The sequence below is a fragment of the Dulcicalothrix desertica PCC 7102 genome (assembly GCF_003991905.1).
GTDB classification, from domain to species: Bacteria; Cyanobacteriota; Cyanobacteriia; order Cyanobacteriales; family Nostocaceae; genus Dulcicalothrix; species Dulcicalothrix desertica.
Genome location: NZ_RSCL01000006.1, coordinates 262,647 through 284,444 on the forward strand (window position 1 = coordinate 262,647; position 21,798 = coordinate 284,444).

At 37.5% G+C, this 21,798-nt stretch carries 15 protein-coding genes; 3 read left to right on the plus strand and 12 right to left on the minus strand.

Features of this window, described 5'->3' with window-relative positions; all coding sequences use genetic code 11:
- Positions 1-370: 370 nt before the first annotated feature.
- Both DSM106972_RS14770 and DSM106972_RS14775 read right to left on the minus strand, forming a co-directional pair.
- Positions 371-1,135 (minus strand): hypothetical protein, encoded by a 765-nt coding sequence (locus DSM106972_RS14770; RefSeq protein ID WP_127081419.1) that lies wholly within the window; start codon positions 1,133-1,135, stop codon positions 371-373.
- A 641-nt stretch (positions 1,136-1,776) separates the two neighbouring features.
- The gene (locus DSM106972_RS14775; protein ID WP_127081420.1) at positions 1,777-2,373 is read right to left on the minus strand and encodes a helix-turn-helix transcriptional regulator; all 597 of its coding nucleotides are present in this window, start codon (positions 2,371-2,373) and stop codon (positions 1,777-1,779) included.
- Between the two features lie 317 nt (positions 2,374-2,690).
- Here DSM106972_RS14775 and DSM106972_RS14780 point away from each other — a divergent pair, with 317 nt between their 5' ends.
- Positions 2,691-2,942 (plus strand): TIGR03643 family protein, encoded by a 252-nt coding sequence (locus DSM106972_RS14780; RefSeq protein ID WP_019493006.1) that lies wholly within the window; start codon positions 2,691-2,693, stop codon positions 2,940-2,942.
- A gap of 205 nt (positions 2,943-3,147) precedes the next feature.
- On the opposite strand, the gene DSM106972_RS14785 is transcribed toward DSM106972_RS14780, so the two are convergent.
- Together DSM106972_RS14785 and holA are read right to left on the minus strand one after the other, a co-directional pair.
- Positions 3,148-3,657, minus strand: a complete 510-nt coding sequence (locus DSM106972_RS14785; RefSeq protein WP_127081421.1) for a DUF4168 domain-containing protein — start codon at positions 3,655-3,657, stop codon at positions 3,148-3,150.
- A gap of 107 nt (positions 3,658-3,764) precedes the next feature.
- On the minus strand, positions 3,765-4,751 hold the full coding sequence (gene holA / locus DSM106972_RS14790; RefSeq protein ID WP_127081422.1) for a DNA polymerase III subunit delta: 987 nt from the start codon (positions 4,749-4,751) through the stop codon (positions 3,765-3,767).
- Between the two features lie 185 nt (positions 4,752-4,936).
- Between holA and lpxD the strand changes: the two genes are divergently transcribed.
- Both lpxD and DSM106972_RS14800 read left to right on the plus strand, forming a co-directional pair.
- The gene (gene lpxD, locus DSM106972_RS14795) at positions 4,937-5,983 is read left to right on the plus strand and encodes a UDP-3-O-(3-hydroxymyristoyl)glucosamine N-acyltransferase (protein ID WP_127081423.1); all 1,047 of its coding nucleotides are present in this window, start codon (positions 4,937-4,939) and stop codon (positions 5,981-5,983) included.
- Positions 5,984-6,028: 45 nt separating this feature from the next.
- Positions 6,029-7,666: a CocE/NonD family hydrolase gene (locus tag DSM106972_RS14800; RefSeq protein ID WP_127081424.1), complete on the plus strand. Its 1,638-nt coding sequence runs from the start codon at positions 6,029-6,031 to the stop codon at positions 7,664-7,666.
- Between the two features lie 218 nt (positions 7,667-7,884).
- On the opposite strand, the gene DSM106972_RS14805 is transcribed toward DSM106972_RS14800, so the two are convergent.
- The 8 genes from DSM106972_RS14805 to DSM106972_RS14840 form a co-directional block, all read right to left on the minus strand.
- Complete coding sequence (locus DSM106972_RS14805) at positions 7,885-8,796, minus strand: LysM peptidoglycan-binding domain-containing protein (RefSeq protein ID WP_233787239.1); 912 nt, start codon at positions 8,794-8,796, stop codon at positions 7,885-7,887.
- Between the two features lie 154 nt (positions 8,797-8,950).
- The gene (locus DSM106972_RS14810) at positions 8,951-10,156 is read right to left on the minus strand and encodes an alpha/beta hydrolase (protein WP_127081425.1); all 1,206 of its coding nucleotides are present in this window, start codon (positions 10,154-10,156) and stop codon (positions 8,951-8,953) included.
- A gap of 16 nt (positions 10,157-10,172) precedes the next feature.
- Entirely contained in the window at positions 10,173-10,631 is a 459-nt protein-coding gene (locus DSM106972_RS14815; protein WP_127081426.1) for a chemotaxis protein CheW, read from the minus strand.
- A 61-nt stretch (positions 10,632-10,692) separates the two neighbouring features.
- Positions 10,693-13,602 (minus strand): hybrid sensor histidine kinase/response regulator, encoded by a 2,910-nt coding sequence (locus tag DSM106972_RS14820; protein ID WP_127081427.1) that lies wholly within the window; start codon positions 13,600-13,602, stop codon positions 10,693-10,695.
- Between the two features lie 108 nt (positions 13,603-13,710).
- On the minus strand, positions 13,711-17,235 hold the full coding sequence (locus DSM106972_RS14825) for a GAF domain-containing protein (RefSeq protein WP_127081428.1): 3,525 nt from the start codon (positions 17,233-17,235) through the stop codon (positions 13,711-13,713).
- A 103-nt stretch (positions 17,236-17,338) separates the two neighbouring features.
- On the minus strand, positions 17,339-17,851 hold the full coding sequence (locus DSM106972_RS14830) for a chemotaxis protein CheW (protein WP_127081429.1): 513 nt from the start codon (positions 17,849-17,851) through the stop codon (positions 17,339-17,341).
- Positions 17,852-17,866: 15 nt separating this feature from the next.
- A complete protein-coding gene (locus DSM106972_RS14835) occupies positions 17,867-19,132 on the minus strand; it encodes a sensor histidine kinase (protein WP_127081430.1) in 1,266 nt (421 codons plus the stop codon).
- A 63-nt stretch (positions 19,133-19,195) separates the two neighbouring features.
- Positions 19,196-21,436 carry a GAF domain-containing sensor histidine kinase gene (locus tag DSM106972_RS14840; RefSeq protein WP_127081431.1) on the minus strand — a complete coding sequence of 747 codons (2,241 nt, stop codon included), beginning with the start codon at positions 21,434-21,436 and terminating at the stop codon, positions 19,196-19,198.
- Positions 21,437-21,798 lie beyond the last annotated feature (362 nt).

Below are 21,798 nucleotides of genomic sequence, written 5' to 3' on the forward strand. Positions count from 1 at the left end.
AGAGCGATGACATACCAATACAAAATCAAGCAAAAAGCTGTATTTGCTTCGATTACGAAAAAATTATAAACCCAATCAAAATCATAATTACATTTGCTTTTATTACGAATACCATGTACTTAATCAGTATTCTATTTGATAGATTGACTTTTTTTACATCTACCAATGTGCATATTTTGCAGATGTGTATTCTGGTTTACTATTTTAACGACAAGCAATAAAACAGATTTTTAGTAATCTAATTCTTTCCTCATCTATAACTTTGATATAGACTTTCATAGAAAAAATCTATACGAAGATAGATTTAAACGGTAAAGATACTATCTTTGGAATAAAATTACGTTTAATTTCATCAAAACTTTATTAAAACTTAAAATAATCTAAACCGTGCGAGTAGCGTAAGTAGTGTATCAGGGAGTATTTTATTTAATTCCTTGCTGTCTTTAAATTGCAAAATTTGTGTCGTCGGTAAATCGAAAGGAAATTGACCTGGTAAATCTTCACGCTGCATGTTCGCTAAGAGAATATGCTCAGTTCGCTTAGAAGTTATTGCGTAACCAGTTTCAATACTAACATTTGGACTTGGAATCACTACAGGCGCCTCACCATCAAAGCGGGCAATAGGAGTAATATCAGCAATAAATAACATACTTTTGCGAATTTTTCGCATCATTGTGCGGTTGAGACGCATAGGAGCATCTTTAGAGCGGTAAGACTCAGCTAAAGTCAAAGGAACACGCGATTTTTTATTAAATTTTTCTAAACTTTGCTGCAAAGACTCCCGTAAAGCTTCACTAGCAGTCGGGTACTCAGTTTGATGACACAAAAAGATAGTTGGTTCTAACTGCGATAACAAAGCTTGCTTAGTAAAATAAATTTCGTGGCTAATTAAATCAATATTCGCCACAACATACCCACCACTACCTTCTATATAAAACTCAATATTCTCACCTTCGAGGTAGCGACCGAACCAGGTAGAGTTTCTCACATCTTCAATATCATCTAAAAAATCGGCTCGTAAAGCTGATTTTAAAAGGCTCTTTTTACTAAGGCGAATATCGTGGGGACGCTTTTCCAACTCTGGAATTGGCTCGTAATCTTGAAGATACCACGCCCTGAGAGCAATTATGGACATAACGCAGAAACCGGGTTTCTTAGTTTATATATTGTAATAGTAACAGGGATTTTGCCTAGAAACCCGGTTTCTTGGGTTTCTTAACCAATATTTTAATAATAACAGGAATTTTGCCTAGAAACCCGGTTTCTTGGCACAAAAAACAACAACACCCAGCATTGCCGTGATTGAATCTTTCCTCTACTACGTTCAGTTTAGCCAGGGATGTGCTATACCATTCACTTTCCACTTGATTAATTATCAAACGCAATCAAGAAGTGATGAGAAGTAAGCGACAGTGCCCCCTGTGGTGCTATTTTGAGGAAATATCACACGTACAAAGTGGGTGTTGTTGTTTTTTCGGACGAGACAGATGTGTATTCAACAGCGTCTTTACCTCTTTTACTACTAACCATAGCTGTTTATCTGCCAGGGAAGCTTTTTATTAGCTTCAATTATTAGATTATCACCACCTTATATCAATGAACGAAATAGTAATTTTTCTTTACCGTTACATTTCGTATAAATTATGTAGCATAACTACCAAACAATTGCTATATAAAAGTTTTGGGGTTGATCACTAGTTGATATTTCTCCTTGTACTATACAACTTTATTGAGTAAATACTCATCATATTTTAAGTTTTGAAAACAGATTCGACTTTACATACAACCACAAGTACCTTGTCGTTTAGCATGAATATTCTTCATGTGCTTCTTGACTGTATTTAAACTTATGTAAAGCTGTTCACTAATTTGCTTGTAAGTTGAGTGTGCCCGATAGAGACACCAAATTTCTGTCTCTCGCTGTGTCAAATCAAATTTTTTTGCTTCTGCGATAGCTACATTTTTGATTGATTCGTAACGATTCTCAATAGTGACGAGCAAGTATCGAAAGTCGTATTTGTCCATATTTAGCCATCGTACTCTCACACGAAAAACTTCTGAACTATTTAGTGCTATTTCATCAGAAACAACTAACTTATCTTCGTATAAGCTATATTCAATCAATGATTTACACAAAGTATGCACAAAATTCAATAGCGTTTTTGCACTGTCACGATTTTGAGCTACTTTGCGGTAAATATTATACGCATTAGAATTAGCGTGAATCAGTTCTCCAAACTCGGTAAAAATTAAAATACTATCTTGTAATCCATCCAACACATTATGCCAAAAACCCTTCTGGCAACTGCATTCACGTTTGCTGGGCTGTTGTAATATAAAATTTTCGACACACTTATCACTTATGGTTATCATAATTTTTCATCAATAATTACTAATTATTTGAATCATCAACTGTGATACCTTGTATCAAAATTAATTAATTCTACTTACGTGTAATTTAGATACAACATTACGAATTTGCATTTCGGATAACTCTGTAGTAATCAGTCAAGCAATCAACATCATAGATTTTGAACACGTGTATATTACACCAATTTAAGACAGGCGCCCCCACCAGGGTAAAATCCCCTCTAACTCCCTTTCCCCATACCAGCGGCAGAGTATACAACAAATTTGATCAAGTTAAAATAGTTTACATAACTTAATCAAACTTCCACCGTTAACAACAAATGTTACCAAAGCTAGATTCTGAAACTATAGACCGTGTAGTCGAAATGGCATGGGAAGACCGAACTCCCTTTGAAGCGATAGAAATACAGTTCGGTTTGCAAGAAAAGCAAGTAATTGAACTAATGCGTCGTGAAATGAAAGCTTCGAGCTTCCGAATGTGGCGTGAGCGTGTAACCGGACGCAATACTAAGCATCTACAAAAGCGTGATTTTTTCTCAGGTCGTTTCAAGTCAGATAATCAAAAAACTTAGTTTTGTCATGCCATAACAAACGTTTTGTCATGTCATGCTGAACGTAGTGAAGCATCTCAGAACAATTGAACCTGAGATTCTTCGCTGCGCTCAGAATGACAATTTAGTCCCTAATGACAATTTAGTCCCTAATGACAATTTAGTCCCTGATGGCAATTTAGTCCCTGATGGCAATTTACTCTTAGTGAAAAAATACAAAAAAGTTTTAATTTTTAGGAAAATTTCGTTTATTAGCACCCGGTTGCTGTTGCTGCTGCTGTATTTTTATTAACTCGTTATAAAGTTGCTGTTGTAAACCTTCACTTTTTTGTATTTCTAGTGTCATCTCATTAAAACGGTCGATGCTTAAACCATTTGATTCGACAATTTTTTGTGAACGATTACAATAATCAATCGCAATGTTTTTTGCCCTTCCTGGAAGCGCATTAAAGCTATTAGGGTCATTGCATACTATTTTGGGAACGTTATCACTATTACCCATACTTTTTTTGATTTCATCAAATGCTATCTGCCTTCCTGCCTCCATTCCCAAGACTGATTTGGCGTAGTTAACTATTTCTGTTCCGCTAATAGGTGGATTTTGAGCGTATGCTTTTGTACCAGGTGTAAATGTACTAAAAAATATAGTCACTGCGGTCAAGCTACTTACAATTAAAGACTGACGTAGCATTCGCGCATTTCGTTGTTTTAATAGGGGATAGTGTAATTTCAACATGAGTATGTGAGAAATAACTACAGTACGTTTGTGTTAATCACAATGAATAATTTTACGAACCAGAAGTTCCACAGATACCTATATAAATTTAAAGTTAATCAATTTATTCAATTTGCTTGACACAATCGGCAAAGTTCTATGACTTTGGTTTGGAATGTTGGTAGTTCTGCGGCGCCTTGCTTTAAACTTACTTCTAATTCAAGAAGTAAGGGTAACGTAGAAACTAGTCGCGAGAGTGAGAGCGATTTTACTTCTTGTTGTAAAAAATAAATTCGCTTTGGATTACCAACTTCACACGATGAAGCAATTTCTTGTTGATTTCGTTCACCACTTTCAATCATCATTTTTATACATAGCCAGGTACGGAATTGACCGATTAGTGTAGCTACAATCTTTAAACTCGGTTCAGAAGCTGCAAGCAGTTCACTAATTAAAGTTAATGCCTTATCTGTGTCACCTTTTCTAATCGCAGCTGCTAATTGCAGGCTATTTTGAGTTGTATTTCTAACTAAAGACAAAACCACATCTTCATCTTGTGATTTGTCGCTACCATTTGAATAAAGCCGTATTTTCTCTAACTCATTATATAAGAGCCGTGTATCGTTGCCTACAGATGAAGCTAGCATGGATGCTGCGTTTGCTGTAATTGTTACACCAACATTACGAGCAGCTTCCTTTACTGCCCTTTCCAGCCCTTCAGCATCCCACGGTGAAATCAGTGCAAACGATTTAATGGTAGCAAATTGCTTCAGTAATTTTGTTGACTTCACACGTTCATCTGGTTTGTTACGAAATGTTAACAATAAATACGAAGTTTCGGGAATTACTGATACTGTTCGCTGTAATTCTGCTAACACATTATCTGGGCATTGAGTACATACACTAGTATTGACAAGCCATACTAAACGGTTGCCGGCGCCAAAGGGTGGTGTCATTGCTTGATTTAAACCGTCTATAATGGCGTTTGGCTGCTCTGGAGTAATGGCTGTGTAATTAAAACTAGTCCAAAGTGGGTCAAGGATTTTGTCGCGCAATTCCACAACGGCTTTTTCCAAGGCAAAGTCATCTTCACCCCAATACACATAAACTGGCATATCTTAATTTTTTAGTATTTTAAATTAATTATAAATTTTGTGGCGTAGTGCGCGTGTGGTGCAGCATTATAGGAACTCGGTTAGTTAAATAAAGGTCTAGTGTAAAACCTAACTTCATAATTAAAATAAATAACTTGTAGCAGTGCAATAGTTAATCAAAAAAACCAGGTAATCATTAATAAATTATGAAATTCAGCGAAATTATTGAAAAACTCGGTGATGGCGCCCTTACCAACAGTTATACCTCAAATAAAGACCATAATCCTGAAATAGTAGGTGTTGCTGCGGTTGCGGAAGCAGTCAGTGGTACCCTGAGCTATATTGAAGGCGCCAAATTTGCGACGATGGTGACTACAACTCAGGCTAGTGCATTAATTCTACCGCAAGATGAAACCTTACAAGCACAAGCAACAGAACGTGGCATAGTTTGGATTGCTGCCCGTGAACCGCGATTAATGTTTGCCCAAACGATAAAGCTATTCTATCAACCTTGGCACCCTATTGCCTCCATACATCCAAGTGCGGTAATTGACCCAACTGCAAAAATTGGCAGTAATGTCTACATTGGCGCCCATGTAGTAATTGAGCAAAATGTAGAAATAGGCGACGAAGTGTGTATTCATCCCAACGTCGTTATATATCCTGATGTTAAAATTGGTAATAACACAGTACTACATGCCAATTGCACAATCCACGAACGTTCGCAAATCGGTAATAATTGTGTAATTCATAGCGGTGTAGTAATTGGCGCCGAGGGATTTGGATTTGTGCCAACAGCAACAGGTTGGTTTAAAATCGAACAATCTGGATGTACTATTTTAGAAGAGAATGTAGAAGTCGGCTGTAACTCAGCAATTGACCGTCCGGCTGTAGGTGAAACCCGCATAGGTCGTAGTACCATAATTGACAACTTAGTCCAAATAGGTCACGGGTGTAAAGTTGGTATTGGTTGCGCGATAGCAGGACAAACAGGACTTGCCGGTGGTGTAGAAATTGGCAACCGCGTCATTTTAGCAGGACAAACAGGAATTGCCAACGAATCCAAAATTGGTGACGGCGCCGTAGTTGCAGCAAAAGCAGGAGTTCATAATGATATCCCAGGTGGTGAAACATATTGTGGAAATCCAGCAATGCCATATAAACAGTTTTTGAAAGTGTCGGCAATTTTAAAGCGACTGCCCGAAATGTATCAAACACTAAAACAATTACAAAATCAAATTGCCCAAAAATAAGGAAAAATGGGAAAGGTTTATTCCTTCCCTTGGACAAACTTAACTATGCTACCAGTCTCGGAGAAACAAACCGTTTGCACCTACACACGCGATGGAATTCGTCTCGATGCTGATATTTACCGTCCCGATGCCGACGGTGAATTTCCTGTACTATTAATGCGTCAACCTTATGGACGTGCTATTGCATCAACGGTAGTTTACGCACATCCAAGCTGGTACGCTGCACAAGGGTATATTGTAGTTATTCAAGATGTACGGGGACGGGGTACTTCGGAAGGTGAGTTTAAGTTATTTGCTTATGAAATTAATGACGGAGAAGATTCTGTCAACTGGGCAGCTAATCTACCAGGTAGTAATGGCAACGTAGGCATGTACGGGTTTTCCTATCAAGGAATGACACAATTATATGCAGCGTCAGCAAAACCATCTGCACTCAAGGCAATTTGTCCAGCAATGATTGGCTACGATTTATACAGTGACTGGGCATATGAAGGCGGCGCCTTTTGTTTACAAACAAATCTTGCTTGGGCTATTCAACTATCAGCAGAAACCGCACGCTTACAAAAAGTAGAACGCGCATACCAAGCATTATCAGGCGCCGCACGTAACCTACCCTTACACGATGCAATTCCCAACTATCCAGAAGTATTAAAATTTTATGCCGTAGATTCTTATTATCATGACTGGGTAACACGACCTGCATCAGATAAGTACTGGCAAGAACTTTCTCCAAAAACCCACCTTAAAAATATAGACATACCAATGTTTCATATTGGTGGGTGGTTTGATACATATTTACGCGGCACATTAAACCTATATCAAGATATTGTCGCACGCAGTCAACACCGTCAACAGTTACTAGTAGGCCCGTGGGCACATATACCTTGGGGACGAAAAGTAGGCGCCGTAGACTTTGGTATAAATGCTATTAGTTCAGTAGATAAAATGCAAATAGCATGGTTTGACCAATATTTAAAAGGTGAAGATACAGGTTTATTAAACTTGCCCCCAGTTTGGTTATTTGAAATGGGGAGTAATATATGGCAAAATTTCGCTAACTTCCCATCATCACAGAATAAATCATACTTTTTCTCAAGTAACGGACTCGCCAGCATTCAACAAGACGATGGTAAATTAAGCTTAAATTCTGAGAATGAGAATACATCTGATATTATCGTTCATGACCCTTGGCGCCCAGTTCCATCATTAGGTGGTCACGCAGGAATTCCAGCAGGTATGTTCGATAGGTCACACATTGACTGTCGTACCGATGTTTTAACCTATACAACAGAAACCCTGACAGAAAACCTACATATTACAGGTAACGTCATAGTAGAAATTTATTGTTTTGCCGATAAACCCAACTTTGATTTATGTGCCGTACTTTCTGAAGTTTATCCTTCGGGACGAGTGTACAATATTACTCAAGGTTATTTAAATTGTTTAGAAGGCGCCTGTCTTCAACTTAGAAAAATTAACTTACAACCAACTTGCGCGCGCATACAACAAGGTAACGCATTAAGATTAAGCATAAGTGCAGCTTGCTTCCCCGCTTACACAATGAACGCAGGAACAGGTGAAGAAATAAGCAAACAAAGGTCAATTAATACCCAAATTATCACCTTAACAATAATAACTGGCAGTAATCCAGCATCAAAAATAATTCTACCCATATTAAACTAAACTCTTGTGGAACAGGCATCCCTGCCTGTCTCTTAATTGGAAGCTCCTATAATTGAAACTCATGGTTAATTAATTTAAAATAAAAAAGAAGAGTTGAAGAATGATTATGCCAAAACAGTTTCATCTCATGAAGCAACTAGAGGAAACTGCGGGATTAATTTTTGCTAAATACATTGAGGATAGACTACAGAATGCTTATAATGGTTAAACGTGACAGTTTATCCCGAAAAATCTACAGGTGTAACGTAATAACCACCGTATGCGTCCATATAACGGAGAATCGAAGTTCCAAACTGATCGTAACTAACTTGGTTGTTTAGCAGCAGGTTAGCTACTCCACCAGAACCACGTAAGTGGGCGCCTGCTAAAATCCCAGAAAGGCTGATAGTAATTGTTTTAGAAGTTCCTCTATCTGTAAATGTTTTTTGTTTGCCTAAATAATCATTTATTGACTGTCCTTTTGCTGCCAGCTTTTTGTTGACACGCTGCCAGTTGAGGTTAAAAGCCTCACGAATAGCAATTTCTTGAACTTGGGGAGAATTTTGGAATTGCTCTTTACTATTAATACCATTCTTTCCTGTCCAACTACCTTGCCAATAATTCTTGTCGGCGCCAGTACCAAAGAAAGTAGTTGCTTGGTAATAACCAAGGTCAATTAATAACGGTTCTCCAAATTGATATTTACCGATAAAACCCAATGAATTTTCTGCCTTGTATTGATTTGGGTTACCTGATGGAAAACCAGATTCAAATGCTCCTAAAGCTTCCAGCATTTGATTAAAATTTCCCTTACCAACAGCAGGCGCCTGATTTAAATTAAACTCCGTTTTAGATGTATAACCAGGAATGCAAATTTGCTGATCAGGCTTAAGGAGAGCAACTTCTGCATCTGTAAACATGCTACCATCTAGTTTCCTAATCTCACGCCAACGATTACCATTACCTAAATTAGACTGAGCAATCCGAAAAAGTGTATCTCCTGATTTGAAAGTGTATAAACTACCGAATTGACAAAACGAAGCATTTTGAGCAATAACAACCGCTCCTGCGGACTGCATAAAAGCTATAAGTAATGTTTTTACTATTAAAGCAATACTACGAAATGTAAAGAAGTATTTATGTAAAAGCATAATTAATTTGCCTTTGTTGCATACTTAAGTTGTAGATTTGGTGCGTGATCCTATTAAATTGTAATGTTATTTGGGGGTTTGTCGTAGCATCACAGCACCCTACTGTGGCAATAAAAAAGACGGCGCCCAAAAACTTTTCATCCGTTACATCCGTTTATAATCCGTTGCCAGTCTTCACTGCCCAAGCCAGAAACCTTTCTGTATAATACAAAGCTAATTGATTACTTACTCCATTAAAAACAGCATCAAACCCGTGTTCTGCCCAAGGAATTTCTAGTAAAACTGCTGTATTACCTTCTTTTTGCAATCCTTGATATATTTGCCTTCCATATTTAGCTTGCACCACATGGTCTTGACTACCATATATTAGTAAAGTCGGCGCCACTTTATTCTTTACATAACTGATAGGTGAAGCTACTTCATATTGTTTAGGCAACTTTTGCGGTACACCTCCCAGAAAGTCTTCTAATACCATGCGAGTATTAATAGGGTCTGGACGTGGAGGGTTATTATATCCTTCTGTTAAATTTACTGGCCCGTAATAACTAATTACTCCTCGAACGGGTAATACATTACTGTTATATGCTGCTAACATAGCCAAATGGGCGCCTGATGAACGTCCGAACAATACTACCCGTTCAGCATCAGCTTCATATTTAGCTGCGTTTTCACGAATAAAATTTAAGCTTGCTAGTACATCTTCTTGCTGTGCAGGGTAACGGTAGCGTGGTGCATGACGATAGTCGATAGCAAATACAGTGTATCCACGTGCTGCCATATATCGATTAAACTCTGGATAAGATTTAGGACTCCCACTTCTCCATGCACCACCATAAATAACTACAAGTGCTGGATAAATACCTTTTTCTGGAGGTTGATAGATTTCCATACTTAAATCATCTCCAGCCGGAGTGTTAAAAATAACACCTTCTAGATGACGAGTTTTGCCCTGAGAAATACCTCGAAATGAGTCAATAAAGGCAAAAGGTGTACTTCGCATTTGCGATAAAGCTTCAGCGGGAATTTTATTTAAATAATCTTGCCCTAACTCTTGTCGCATCGCATTTTCCATTTGCGCTTGTGCTGGTGCAATGGAAGCTAGTTCCCATCCGCAAATTAATAGTCCTATTAAACTAGCTATTAAAGCAAGGCGCCGTCCTGAATCACGAAGTAAAAGCCATGCCGTTAATAATATAATAGTATTAGCGACCAGCAACCACGGACAAACTTCACGGGCGCCGACCGATAATACTAACAGTGGCATTGTGGGAGCAGGAATTAAAATCCAAGCACTTAGAAATAGTGCAATTAAACTAAGTAGTAGTACTAGCCATGAAATTAATCGGCTTTTTTTAAACATGTTCAAACGTATAGTTCTACTTATAGTTTGGCGCCATATCGAGCATTAAAATAGTTGTGGGTTCACCTTTTTGGTCAATGATAGCAATTTTGCTTACCCAAGTTGGTAGTCCAATACTGTGGAAAGATTGGGGTACAGGTTGGATGCTAGTGTCGCTGATGGAGAGCATACTTGGGGGTGTATCTGCGAGGATGCCGTAAAATTCAGAGTTTTGACCTTGGGATATAATTAGAAAACGTCCTAGGTTATCGTTTTGTTGATTGTGGTTGTAATTAGGGTTAAGGTATGAGTGAAGATTTATCAGCATTACGGTTCGCTGACCCATTTGAGCTAACTTTGAGTTTTGTAGTGTTTGGCTGAAGTCGGGGGGACAGGTGGTGACTTTGAAAACGCAGTTAACTGGTAGTGCTAACAGGTAATCGTAAATTTTGAATGTAATATACTTTTCTTCTAATACTACGATTGATGTATCCATATATACTCCTAAACTTGAGAAACCCGGTTTCTGTTGATAGATTGTAATAAAAACGATGATTTTACATAGAAACCGGGTTTCTTAGTAATTTATGAGAATTGAAAACTTGAGTTACGGCAGATAGTAACTGTGCTTCTGAGTAAGGTTTGGTTAAGTAAGCTCTGGCGCCTAGTTTTAGTGCTAAGTGACGATGTTTAGTAGCGGTGCGTGAACTCAAAATTAGAATTGGGATATTAGATAAATGTTCCTCTGCTGCACAGTGGGCAAGAAATTCAAACCCGTTCATGCGTGGCATTTCTATATCACAAATAATTAAGTGTATTTCTGGGTGAGTTTTGATATGCGATATTGCTTCGTAACCGTCGCGTGCTTGCAAAGTTTGATAACCTGCTTTTTGTAATGTAAATACTAATGCTTGACGTAAGGTTATGGAATCATCGACGATTACTACAGTTTTAATATGATTGTCTGACTTTGTTGGTAATACACGATGAAGGCGCCCATGTGTTGGTAAGTTTTTTTGTGGACTAGTCCTTGTTTCTTCCCAAGACTGTTCCATTATTTGTATTTCTTGGTTGAGAATATGGTCGAGCAAAGCGGCGCCGTTAATTACCAAAGTTAAACCACCATCAGCTAAAATTGTTCCACCATAAACATAAGGTGGAGTTGGAACTAACTTACCAAACGGACGGATGACTAACTCTTGCTCCCAAATAATTCTATCTACTTCGAGTGCAAGTAATTGTTCTTGGCAACGAACAATTAATAATGGTAGTAAAGTATTTCCTTCAAATGCATGAGCATCAGAAGTAATATGCGCTGGTTGACGACTTGAGTAGTCAAGAATTTCTGCAAGTCTGTAAATACGTACTAGTTCGCCTTCTGGAGTACGCTTATTTGTAGAGGAATTAGGTAAACGTAAAATTCTACCGTGTTCAGATTCTTGAATTTGCCCCGGTTTTGGTAATAAAATTTGGTCGATAGTATCTGCTGCTAATGCGTAGACTTTTTTACCAACTTGACAAACTAATAATTTACTAATGCTGAGACTTAAGGGTATTTGCAGAGAGAAGGTAGTATTTTTATGCGCTTCGGTATGTACAGCAACTGAACCTTGAATTGCTTGCAGTTGTACTTTTACCACATCTAGTCCAACACCACGTCCAGAAACATCGTTAACTTGTTTTGCAGTAGAAAATTCTGGTTCAAATAATAATTCCGCAAGCTGAGAGTCTGTTTGTATACGCGCAATATCTTCGGTTATTAGTCCTTTAGCAACTGCTTTTTTACGGATTGCATTAAAATCAAGACCTTCACCATCGTCTTGAACGTCAATAATTAATTGACTACCTTGGTAATAAGCACGAATTTCAATCTGACCAACAGGTAATTTTCCGCGTAGACTTCTAATTTCAGATGTTTCAATACCGTGGTCAAATGAGTTACGAACTAAATGTAAAAGCGGTTCATATAGTCTTTCGGCAATTGCTTTATCTACTAATACTTCGTTACCTTTGATATTTAAATTTATTGATTTATTATATTTATTTTGGAGTTGTTCTAGTACAGGGTATAATCGATTTAAAATACTACCTAAAGGAAGCATTCGTGCCTCTAACAGCACATCTCGCGAATTTGTCAAAAGCTTTTGTTGTTTTTTTAAAAGCTGTGTTGTTTGACGGTTTACTAATTCTAATAAGTCAATTTCTTGTTCCAGTTCACCTGCTTCTTCAATAAGATTTTGAATAAAAATTTGTAGTTCGTTATAAGAATCTAACTCTAAATAGTCAAAATTATCACCTTGATTTTTATAATTATTATGTTCAGTATAATGTATCATCAATGGATTTGACCAGTCTTGTAAATCGCCTAACATTTGCTGAAATTGTCGCAAACGACTTAAAAGCTTTCTTAAAGAGTTGCGCGTTTTAGTATCTTGCAAAAACTGGCGATTTTGATTTGTCAAAAGCTCCGCATTTAAATAATTAAGCTGTTCCAAATGGTCAACATTGACACGAACAACTTTTGGAAACAATGCAGCAGGAGCATTATTAACTTCTTCTAACATAAGTGTACATTCTACTGAACATTCTACTGGCTGATTTCGCTGTACATCACTGACAGCTTTATTTTTCGGCGCCAAGTTGATAACTTCTGGGAGTGAATCAAGCTGTGGTAAATTATCTACTTTTGCAAGTGCGAGTAAAGCTGACGAAGGATATCCAGTTTGAGGATTCTCGCCTGAAACAATAGCATTATAATAAGAACGAAAATCTTCTATTGCCAACCTGGCAATTCTACGAGTTGAACGAGGATTATTATCAAGGGCAGTAATTGTTGTTTCTGCAATAGCTTCTAAGCTTTGAAGTTGAATCGCTTTTGCATAACTTTGAAATAGTTCTGTGGTTTGACGAAGCACATCCGAAGCTTCTTTTGGTTTGGCGCCAGCAAGAATTGTAGCAGTTTTCTCTAATTCGGGTCCAATGTAGCTCTCAAACAGCGTCTTAATACTGTCAAAATCTACATTTGATGCATCTGCTTGTTCTATTGCGTGGGTTTCTTCAACTAACTTTTCACCCAATTTTGCTCTAAACTTAGAAAAAACATCAGCAAAACGCTTAACTACCTTATTATCACTAAAAGGTAAACCATTTAGTTCTGCCATTAAAGGGTCGCGCAAGCATTCGTAACTTTCAAAGAATAAAGCTTGCATTTGCGTATCAATTTTTACATCAGGCGCCTGAATTGCCCGAAAAACATCTTCCAGCGAGTGAGAAATATTTTTAATAGTTTCCAATCCCAACGTAGCTGCAATACTTTTAAGAGTATGAGTGGCACGCATTAAAGTACGTACTTGCTCAATATTATTCTTACCAACCTGTAGACTTTGCAACGCTTGCTCAATTGTAGCCAGTAACTCTGGCGCCTCTAAAGAAAAATGATGAATTAATTGCTCTTGATAATCATTCATTTGATTTTGAATTTTAAATTACTTTCTATCTTGTGGAGCGGGCATCCTTGCCCGCCCCTATGTTTACTGGAACGGGCAAGGATGCCCATTCCACAATATCCACTCTTACTACATTGCCACCTTAAACTGACTAGCACTTAACTGTAAATCTTGTGCCATCTCCAACAACTCTTTAAACGAAGCAGATAATTGAATAGAATCTGCCGAAGTTTTATTGGCAATACCCGCAACTTCTGTCATGGTTTGAGTAATTGACTGCGACTGTTGATTTTGCACTTGGGTAGTTTGAGTAATGCGTTCTACCAATTCGCTAATTTGAGTTGTAGCTTCAACAATTGCATTTAGCTGTTGACGTACTTCTATAACTAACTTAGTGCCATCAACTACTTGCTGAATACCTGTATCCATTGCTGCTGCAACTTCGGTAGTACCAGCTTGAATTTCTTGTACCAATTCCTCAATTTCGGCTGTAGCTTCCGCAGATTGTCCTGCTAAACTTCTCACCTCATCTGCTACTACCGCAAACCCACGTCCATGTTCTCCTGCTTTTGTTGCTTCAATAGCAGCGTTGAGTGCCAAAATTTGAGTTTGGGTAGTAAAATTACTGATAAGATTAACAACGCGCGAAACTTTTTGACCAGATTCTGAGAGACGTTTAATACGCTTACTCGTTTCTGCTACGGTTTCTCTAATTGTTGTAATCCCGTCTACAGTCTTATTCATGGCGCTTTCGCCTTCTTTTACCGTTTGATTGGCTTTTTGTACAGCTTCTTCAACCAAACTCGCACTGGTAGCAACTGCTTCTGTTGAAGCTACCATTTCTTGGATTTGTGAGACAGCTTGAGAAAGTGCTTGGAATTGCTGTTGTGCTTGGTTTGCTAGTTCTACAATTGAAGACTCGCTATTTTGCGAAGTGCTGGCAACTGCTTGAGAAGCTTGTTGTACTTGTGTAACTAACTGACGCAGGTTTTCTAAAGTATTATTGTAGGTATCAGCAATTTTACCAACTTCATCATCAGTGACAGGCGCCCGTACCGTCAAATCTCCTTGCAGTGCTGGTTGTACCGCAGATAGTAACTGTGCAACTTCTTGCTGTAAAGCTTCGTTAGCTAATTTCTCACGTTTTGCAGCTTCACTGAGTTGTTGCGACTGAACCTCAAGCTGTTCCAAATACTCAGACTGTTGTAAAACAATACCAAGCTGAGTAGAAACTTGAATTAATAAATTAACTTCACCTTCTTCCCAATTACGAGGTGTGGTGTTCTGATAGGTTAACAATAAACCCCAGAGTTGCTGTTCACCTTTAAATAAAGGCGCCGCAATATAAGCTCTAGCTCCCCATTGTTCGAGAGTTTCACGACTAAAGGTTAAATCAGCACTCAAATTAATATCATTAATAGCGCTGGGTTCATTTTTACGATAGCGACCACCCGAACTTTCTTGTAAAATTGGGTCTGATGTTAACGCCATTTCTGTCCCAGCTATCTTAAGATAACCACTACCGACATCTTCAACAATAAACTCACCACTCCAGTCTGGATTAAAGCGATAAATTACCGCACGGTCAACACTCATTAATTGACGAAGTTCTTGGGTAATAGAACGGAAGAGTGAATCTGGGTTAAAGTTTTTTTGCTGTAAACGCTCAACAATACGCTGTCCAATCTTAAAGATAAATTGCACAAAGTTGGTTTCTCGTTCTGCCAACTTAGACAGTTGCTCAGACTGTTGCCTCACTTCCTCTAGATATTTTACTTGTTTGAGCGCAACGCCAACCTGGATACCTACTTGAATAAGCGAACTCAATTCTCCTTTTTCCCAAGCTCTAGGCTTATCGTTTTGATACGCTCCTAATAATCCCCAAAGTTTTTCTCCTGCAAACACTGGCACAATAATGTATGCTCTTGCTTCCATCTGCTCTAATAACTCGACGTGGCAAGGAGAATGTCCGATTGTGTAAATGTCTTCGACAACAAGCGAATCATTTTCTTTATAACGACCACCTTGGGTTTCTTGCAAATAAGAGTCTTCGATAACAGGAATAACTTCAACTACGCGACTCCAACCACTAACTACCGACTCCGCTACAAATACTCCACTCCAGTCTGAGTTAAATTGATATAGCGCAACTCGACTGCAACTCAGCATTTGGCGAGTTTCTTGAGTTGCTATTTTAAAAATCGTGTCTATACGTTCGGAAGCTAAATTTGAGCGCATATGTCCAGTCAGTCGGAACACTGCTTCTAAATCCATTGTGCGTGACAAACGGCTAGTAATACGGGCTAGTGCTTGCTCACGCGCTGCGGAACGTTCAATTTGTTTGGAGGATTCTTGTATTTTGATTTGTGCTTCCATTTGCTGTATCGCAACAGCTAAAGGTGAAGCAAGTTGCAGCATAAAGTCTACTTCTGACTGTTGCCAAGCACGCGGGCCAGAGTTTTGGTATGCTGCTAACAATCCCCAAAGTTTGTTATCAACAAATAAAGGCACAACAATATAAGCACGACACTGATACTTTTCGAGTGTTTCAATATAACAAGGACTATACCCCTCTGTATAAATATCATCGATTTGCTTATATCTTTGTCCACGCGCATATTCACCTCCTTTCGTTTGTTTAAGGTAAGTATCCGCTTCAGGGTTTGAGGACAAAGCAGCGAAATTTTTAACGGTACAACGGTCATGTTCAGATAAGTTACCGCGCAAACTAGTATCACGGTCTTGTTCATCTACTACCGATATCCAACCTGCTCCTACAGATTCAGCAATAAATTCACCCGTCCAGTCTTTATGAAAATGATAAATACCTACACGGTCACATTGTAATAGGCGCCGAATTTCAACGGTAGCAAAGCGAAACAAATTTTCAAAGTTGAGCGACTGACCGATTTTATGAGTAATCCGAGCAACAAGCTTTTCTTGTTCAGAACGCTCTTCAAGTAAAGCTTTAAATTTGAGTGGTTGCAAGCACAATAACAATTCACGTCCAATTTGACATAAGAAAGTAAATTCATGTTCTTGCCAAACTCGTGAATTAGAACATTGTTGAATTGATAAAATTCCCCAAACCTTACCATCGAGTCGTAGAGGTAAATTTAAACTCGCTCTTAACTGAAAATCTCCCCATAGCTTTTGTTGGTCTGGAGTTAAATAAGATATTTTGATGTCATCGTAGCGAATAACAGCATGTTTTTTATAATTTGTTGCTTGGTCATATCCAAATACTACCATTGGTACACCATTACGCATTGCTGGCGTAAAGCCGCGCGCTACAGCTTCACCGACCACAGTACCAGATATTTCGCCATCAAAACGGTAAATTAATACCCGGTCGGCGCCCATAGCTTCAAAAACACAATCAACAGCAACTTCAAAAAGTTCTTCAATTGTTGAAGCTTGTTGCATTTTTTCAGAAATCACAGTTACTTGCTGGTTAATCATAGCAAGCTCAGAATCACTAATCGATTTTTGCGATTTTGGTTTTACCGACTCCACAGGTTCAATTTTACTCGATTGAATTAGTGGTTCTTGTGTCGTTAATTTTGATGACTTTGCTGTTGTGCTTGATGCTTTACGCACGCTTCTTTCAGATTTAATGGCGCCGTTCTTTGTTGCATCTAATTCTGTTGCCATTTTATTTATTCCTTATAAAAAATTGAATCTTAGAAACCTGGTTTCTTGATGAAAATTGTAATAAATATTACAGCCTTGGCTAGAAACCAGGTTTCTTTGGGATTTACACATAAAACTGAACCACAGCTTTTGGATTAAAAACCGTCGAACCGTTAGGTAAATATCCTGTAATAAAAGGAAGTAGTTGCGTTGAAAACGAGCCAGGTTTAGCAGGAATAATTTGTGTAGTGTCGTGCAATTCGACTTCGTTTACAGATTTTACAACTATCGCAAAGCAATAGTTATCGAGTTGTATTACTATTGCTATTGGCTGTTTTGATAAAGGTACCTGCTCATATAAAGAGGCACCTCCTATCATCTGCTCTAAATCGATTAACCATAACATTTCTCCTCGCCAATTATATGCTCCTAAAACACTGCTAGGAATTTCAGGTACACCTAGAATTTCATCTAAATTTACCCGCAATATTTCTGTGATTTGCTCTAATGCAATAACACTATTACCGTACTTACCAATCGGGAAACTTAGTAACCTGCGCCGATTATCTTCTAATGGAATATCAAATAGTGACTGTGTGTTAGCAGTTTTTAATAGTGAATCAAGTGATGGTAACATATTTATATTATTTGATTATAATGGTAATTGAATAATAAACTCAGCGCCTTCAGCATATTTAGACTTCACATCAAGAGAGCCTCCATGTTTTTCAATAACTATCTGGCGTGCAATTGCCAAACCTAAACCTGTTCCTTTACCTACAGGTTTTGTAGTAAAAGCATATCCAAAAATCTTCTCTAATATTTCTTCTGGAATTCCCATGCCATTATCTTTAATACTAATTAAAACATGTGTTTTTTTATAATCTAAATAAGTTTTGATTGTAATTTGTGGATTTTTACATTTTTTTACATCTTGTTGATAAGAATCTCTCAAAGCATCAATTCCATTTACTAATAAATTCATAAATACTTGATTTAATGGGCCAGGATAACAATTTATCTGAGGAATGTTACAATAATCTTTGACAATTTCGATTTGAGGCAATTTATCATTAGCTTTAAGTTTATATTTAAGAATCATTAACGTACTATCTATTCCTTCATGAATATCAAATGCTACTTTTTCCTGTGCGTCGTTTCGACAGAATACTCTAAATGATTCACTAATATCTTTAATTCGAGTTGCACTTTCATGCATCGTATTTATTATATTCAACAAATCTTCTGTTAAAAAATCTAATTCAATTTCTTCAGCATGATTTTGAATTTCTGCTTCTGTGGCTTTTTGTTGATGTAGCTGTAAATGTTGAACTAGTTCACGTACATATGTAGCAGCATAAACCGAATTTGCACTAATGGCGCCTACAGGGTTATTGATTTCGTGAGCAACACCTGCTACTAATTGTCCAAGTGTGGACATTTTCTCATTTTGTATCAGTTGAATTTGAGATTCTTGTAATTTATCTAGTGTTGATTTTAATTCTTTACTTTGTGTTTCTAATTGCTTATTTAAATTTTTTAGCTTTACATGTACATTAACTCGTGCAATCACTTCTTCTTTTTGTAAAGGTTTAGTAATATAATCAACGGCGCCTAAACTTAACCCTCGAACTTTATCTTCGGTTCGAGATAATGATGTCATAAATATAACTGGAATATCATGCGTTGACTCACTTTCTTTGAGACGCGAACATATTTCAAAGCCATCCATTTCTGGTAACATCACATCTAACAAAATCAAACTAGGTAATACCTCTTCAACTTTTTTAAATGCAGTTTCAGCATCATTAGCAATTACAACATCAAAACCTGCACTTTTAAGTATCGCTAATAGTAAAGCCGCATTAGTGGGGCTGTCATCTACTATTAATATTTGATTCTGCTGAGATGGAATCATAACGGAATTATAAGTTTTTTAAAGTTGAATGTATGGTGGGCATTGCCCACCTTACGTATGTGTTCATTTACAAAGTGTAATTGGTATTTCCAAAATAAATTTACTCCCTTGATTTGCTTGTGAAATGTAGTAAAGCTTTCCTCCATGTCGCTCAATAATTTGATAGCTAACTGATAACCCTAGTCCAGTTCCTTTACCAACTGGTTTAGTACTAAAAAATGGGTCAAAAAGTTTATTTTGAATATCTTGCTGAATTCCTCTACCGTTATCTTCAATTGCTACTTGTATAAACTTTTTATCTAAGATTGAAGTAGTGATAGTAATATGTTTCTCTGCGCTCTCACATACCTTCAACTCATCAATGGCATTAATTAGCAAATTCATAAACACTTGATTTAATTGACTGGCAAAACATTCAATCAAAGGAAGTGTGCTGTATTGTCTAATAATTTCTATGCTTTGCCCTGTTGGATGTTCTGTTGGATGGTCCTCTAATTTATGCTTCAATAATAAAAGTGTACTTTCTAATCCTTCGTGAATATCAATTTCTTTTACCTCAGCTTCGTCAAAACGTGAAAAAGTTCGCAGTGATTTTACTAATTGACTAATCCGCTCGGCGCCTGATTTTAAAGATTGACACAGTTTAGGCAAATCGTTAATGATATAATCTATATCCGCTTGCTCGATTTCTTCTTGTAAACTTTGAGTTGGTTGAGGATGATGCTGTTTATACCTGGCAAGTAAATTTAGTAGTGTTTGAGTATGATTATCAATATGGCTGATGTTTCCATATATAAAGTTAATTGGATTATTAATTTCGTGTGCAATTCCAGCCACAAGCTGCCCTAAACTCGACATTTTCTCACTTTGAATAAGCTGACTTTGGGTTTGCTTGAGGTGGTTAGTGCGCTCTTGCACCTGAAATTCTAAATTTGTATTGAGTCCTTGTACCTGCTGATAAAGACGGTATTGTGCAACAGCGGTAGAAAACCTTTCCCCTAAAGCACTCGCATATTTAACTTCACCTTCAGTCCAAGCTTGAACTTGATTTGTTTTAATTTGGCGCCAGACTTCAAACGACTGTCTTGGCATTAATTGTCTAGTATCAGGGTTATGATATCCTGCCCAGTTAATTTCGGTATCGATTTCGGAACGGAAAATAGTTAAACAACCGAGAACGGTAGCGCCAAACACTAAGGGAATAATTAATAAGCTGCGAATTCGAGTCGATTCAAAATAAGGCGCCAAAGTCCGGAATAATGGTTCTCGATATAAATCGTTGATTGCCCATAATGTACTAGTAACTTGCTCGTCTGATACTTCAGCAATGTCATACACGCTTCGCATCCACTGTACTGACCAAGGTTTATACCCAGTTTGGTCAACTTCGGTTTCTATAACTGAATACACATACTTTTGCCAAAGTCGATTTTCTTCAATTACCCGGTTTTCTTCAGTGTCTATTACATCTGGCTGAATTCCACATGTGAAAATTTCTAATGACTGTTGATCCGAAGCAAGTAAATATAATCTTCCTCCTGAACCATCGAAGCTTTTTACTGCTTCAGAAAGTGCAGGTTGTAATTTAACAGTCGGAGAAGTATAAAGATTTTTAGTTAAATTATTTATATTAGCTTCTTGACGTGCTTGGTCGCGAACTTGATTTAATAAAATAGAATGTGAAATCGCAATACATACCTGGTCAACTACTGCTTGAATTAACTGTAGTTCTTCTTCTGTCACTTTCAATGGCTCAGAATGATGCGATACCAATAAACCCCACAACTGAGCAACTTTAGGTAGTGAAGGAGGTTGATATTTACCTGTTTGTTCGCTTTCTAAAACAATTGGCACAACAACAGATGATTTCACCCCCATTGCCGTTAAATATTCAACGTGGCAAGGGTCAATAGGACGATAACGAATATCTTGGTCTGGGTTTATCTCTCCATTTGGGTTACTCAAAGGACTAATACCAATTTCATGCGACGTTAAATCAACAACACTGCGCTGCCGTGCCCGTACAAACAATTCACGCGCATATAAAGGTATATCATCCGCAGGAAAATGTAACCCCATTAAAGAAGGTAATCGATTTTCGGCTCTGGATTCTGCAATTACCACCCCACTGCCATCTGAATTAAACTGGTAAATTTTTACGCGGTCTGTATCTAGATACGCACGCACCTCCGCAGTCATTGCGCTTAAAATCTCTTTCAACTCCAAAGATTGCCGTACACGGTTAGCAATGCGGTGAAGCAATATTTCTTGCTTGAACATTAGTTTTTTATCAGATGACTTCATACAATGCTTTTGACATATTAATCTGTTCCCCTCTTCCGTAAAAAAAGGGGTTGGGGTGAGGTTTAACAGTATTTATGCTTAAACTATTAATTAGTCAATTAAATATAGAATGCGTCAAGCAATATCAACACTTATCTAATGCAAAATGCAATGTACAAATAATTGAGTAACATAATATTAACTAAATCTAATATTTTTTGACTTCAGCATAAATACATAAAGAATTTCGCTCGTTATCAGTGGTGAGGTGTCAAACCCCTACACCCATATTTAATTTAATCGAATAATATTATTTAGCACCAAATAAAAAAGCCTGCGAATACAGGCGTAAAATCGAAAATTTTAATCCCCCCCAACCCCCC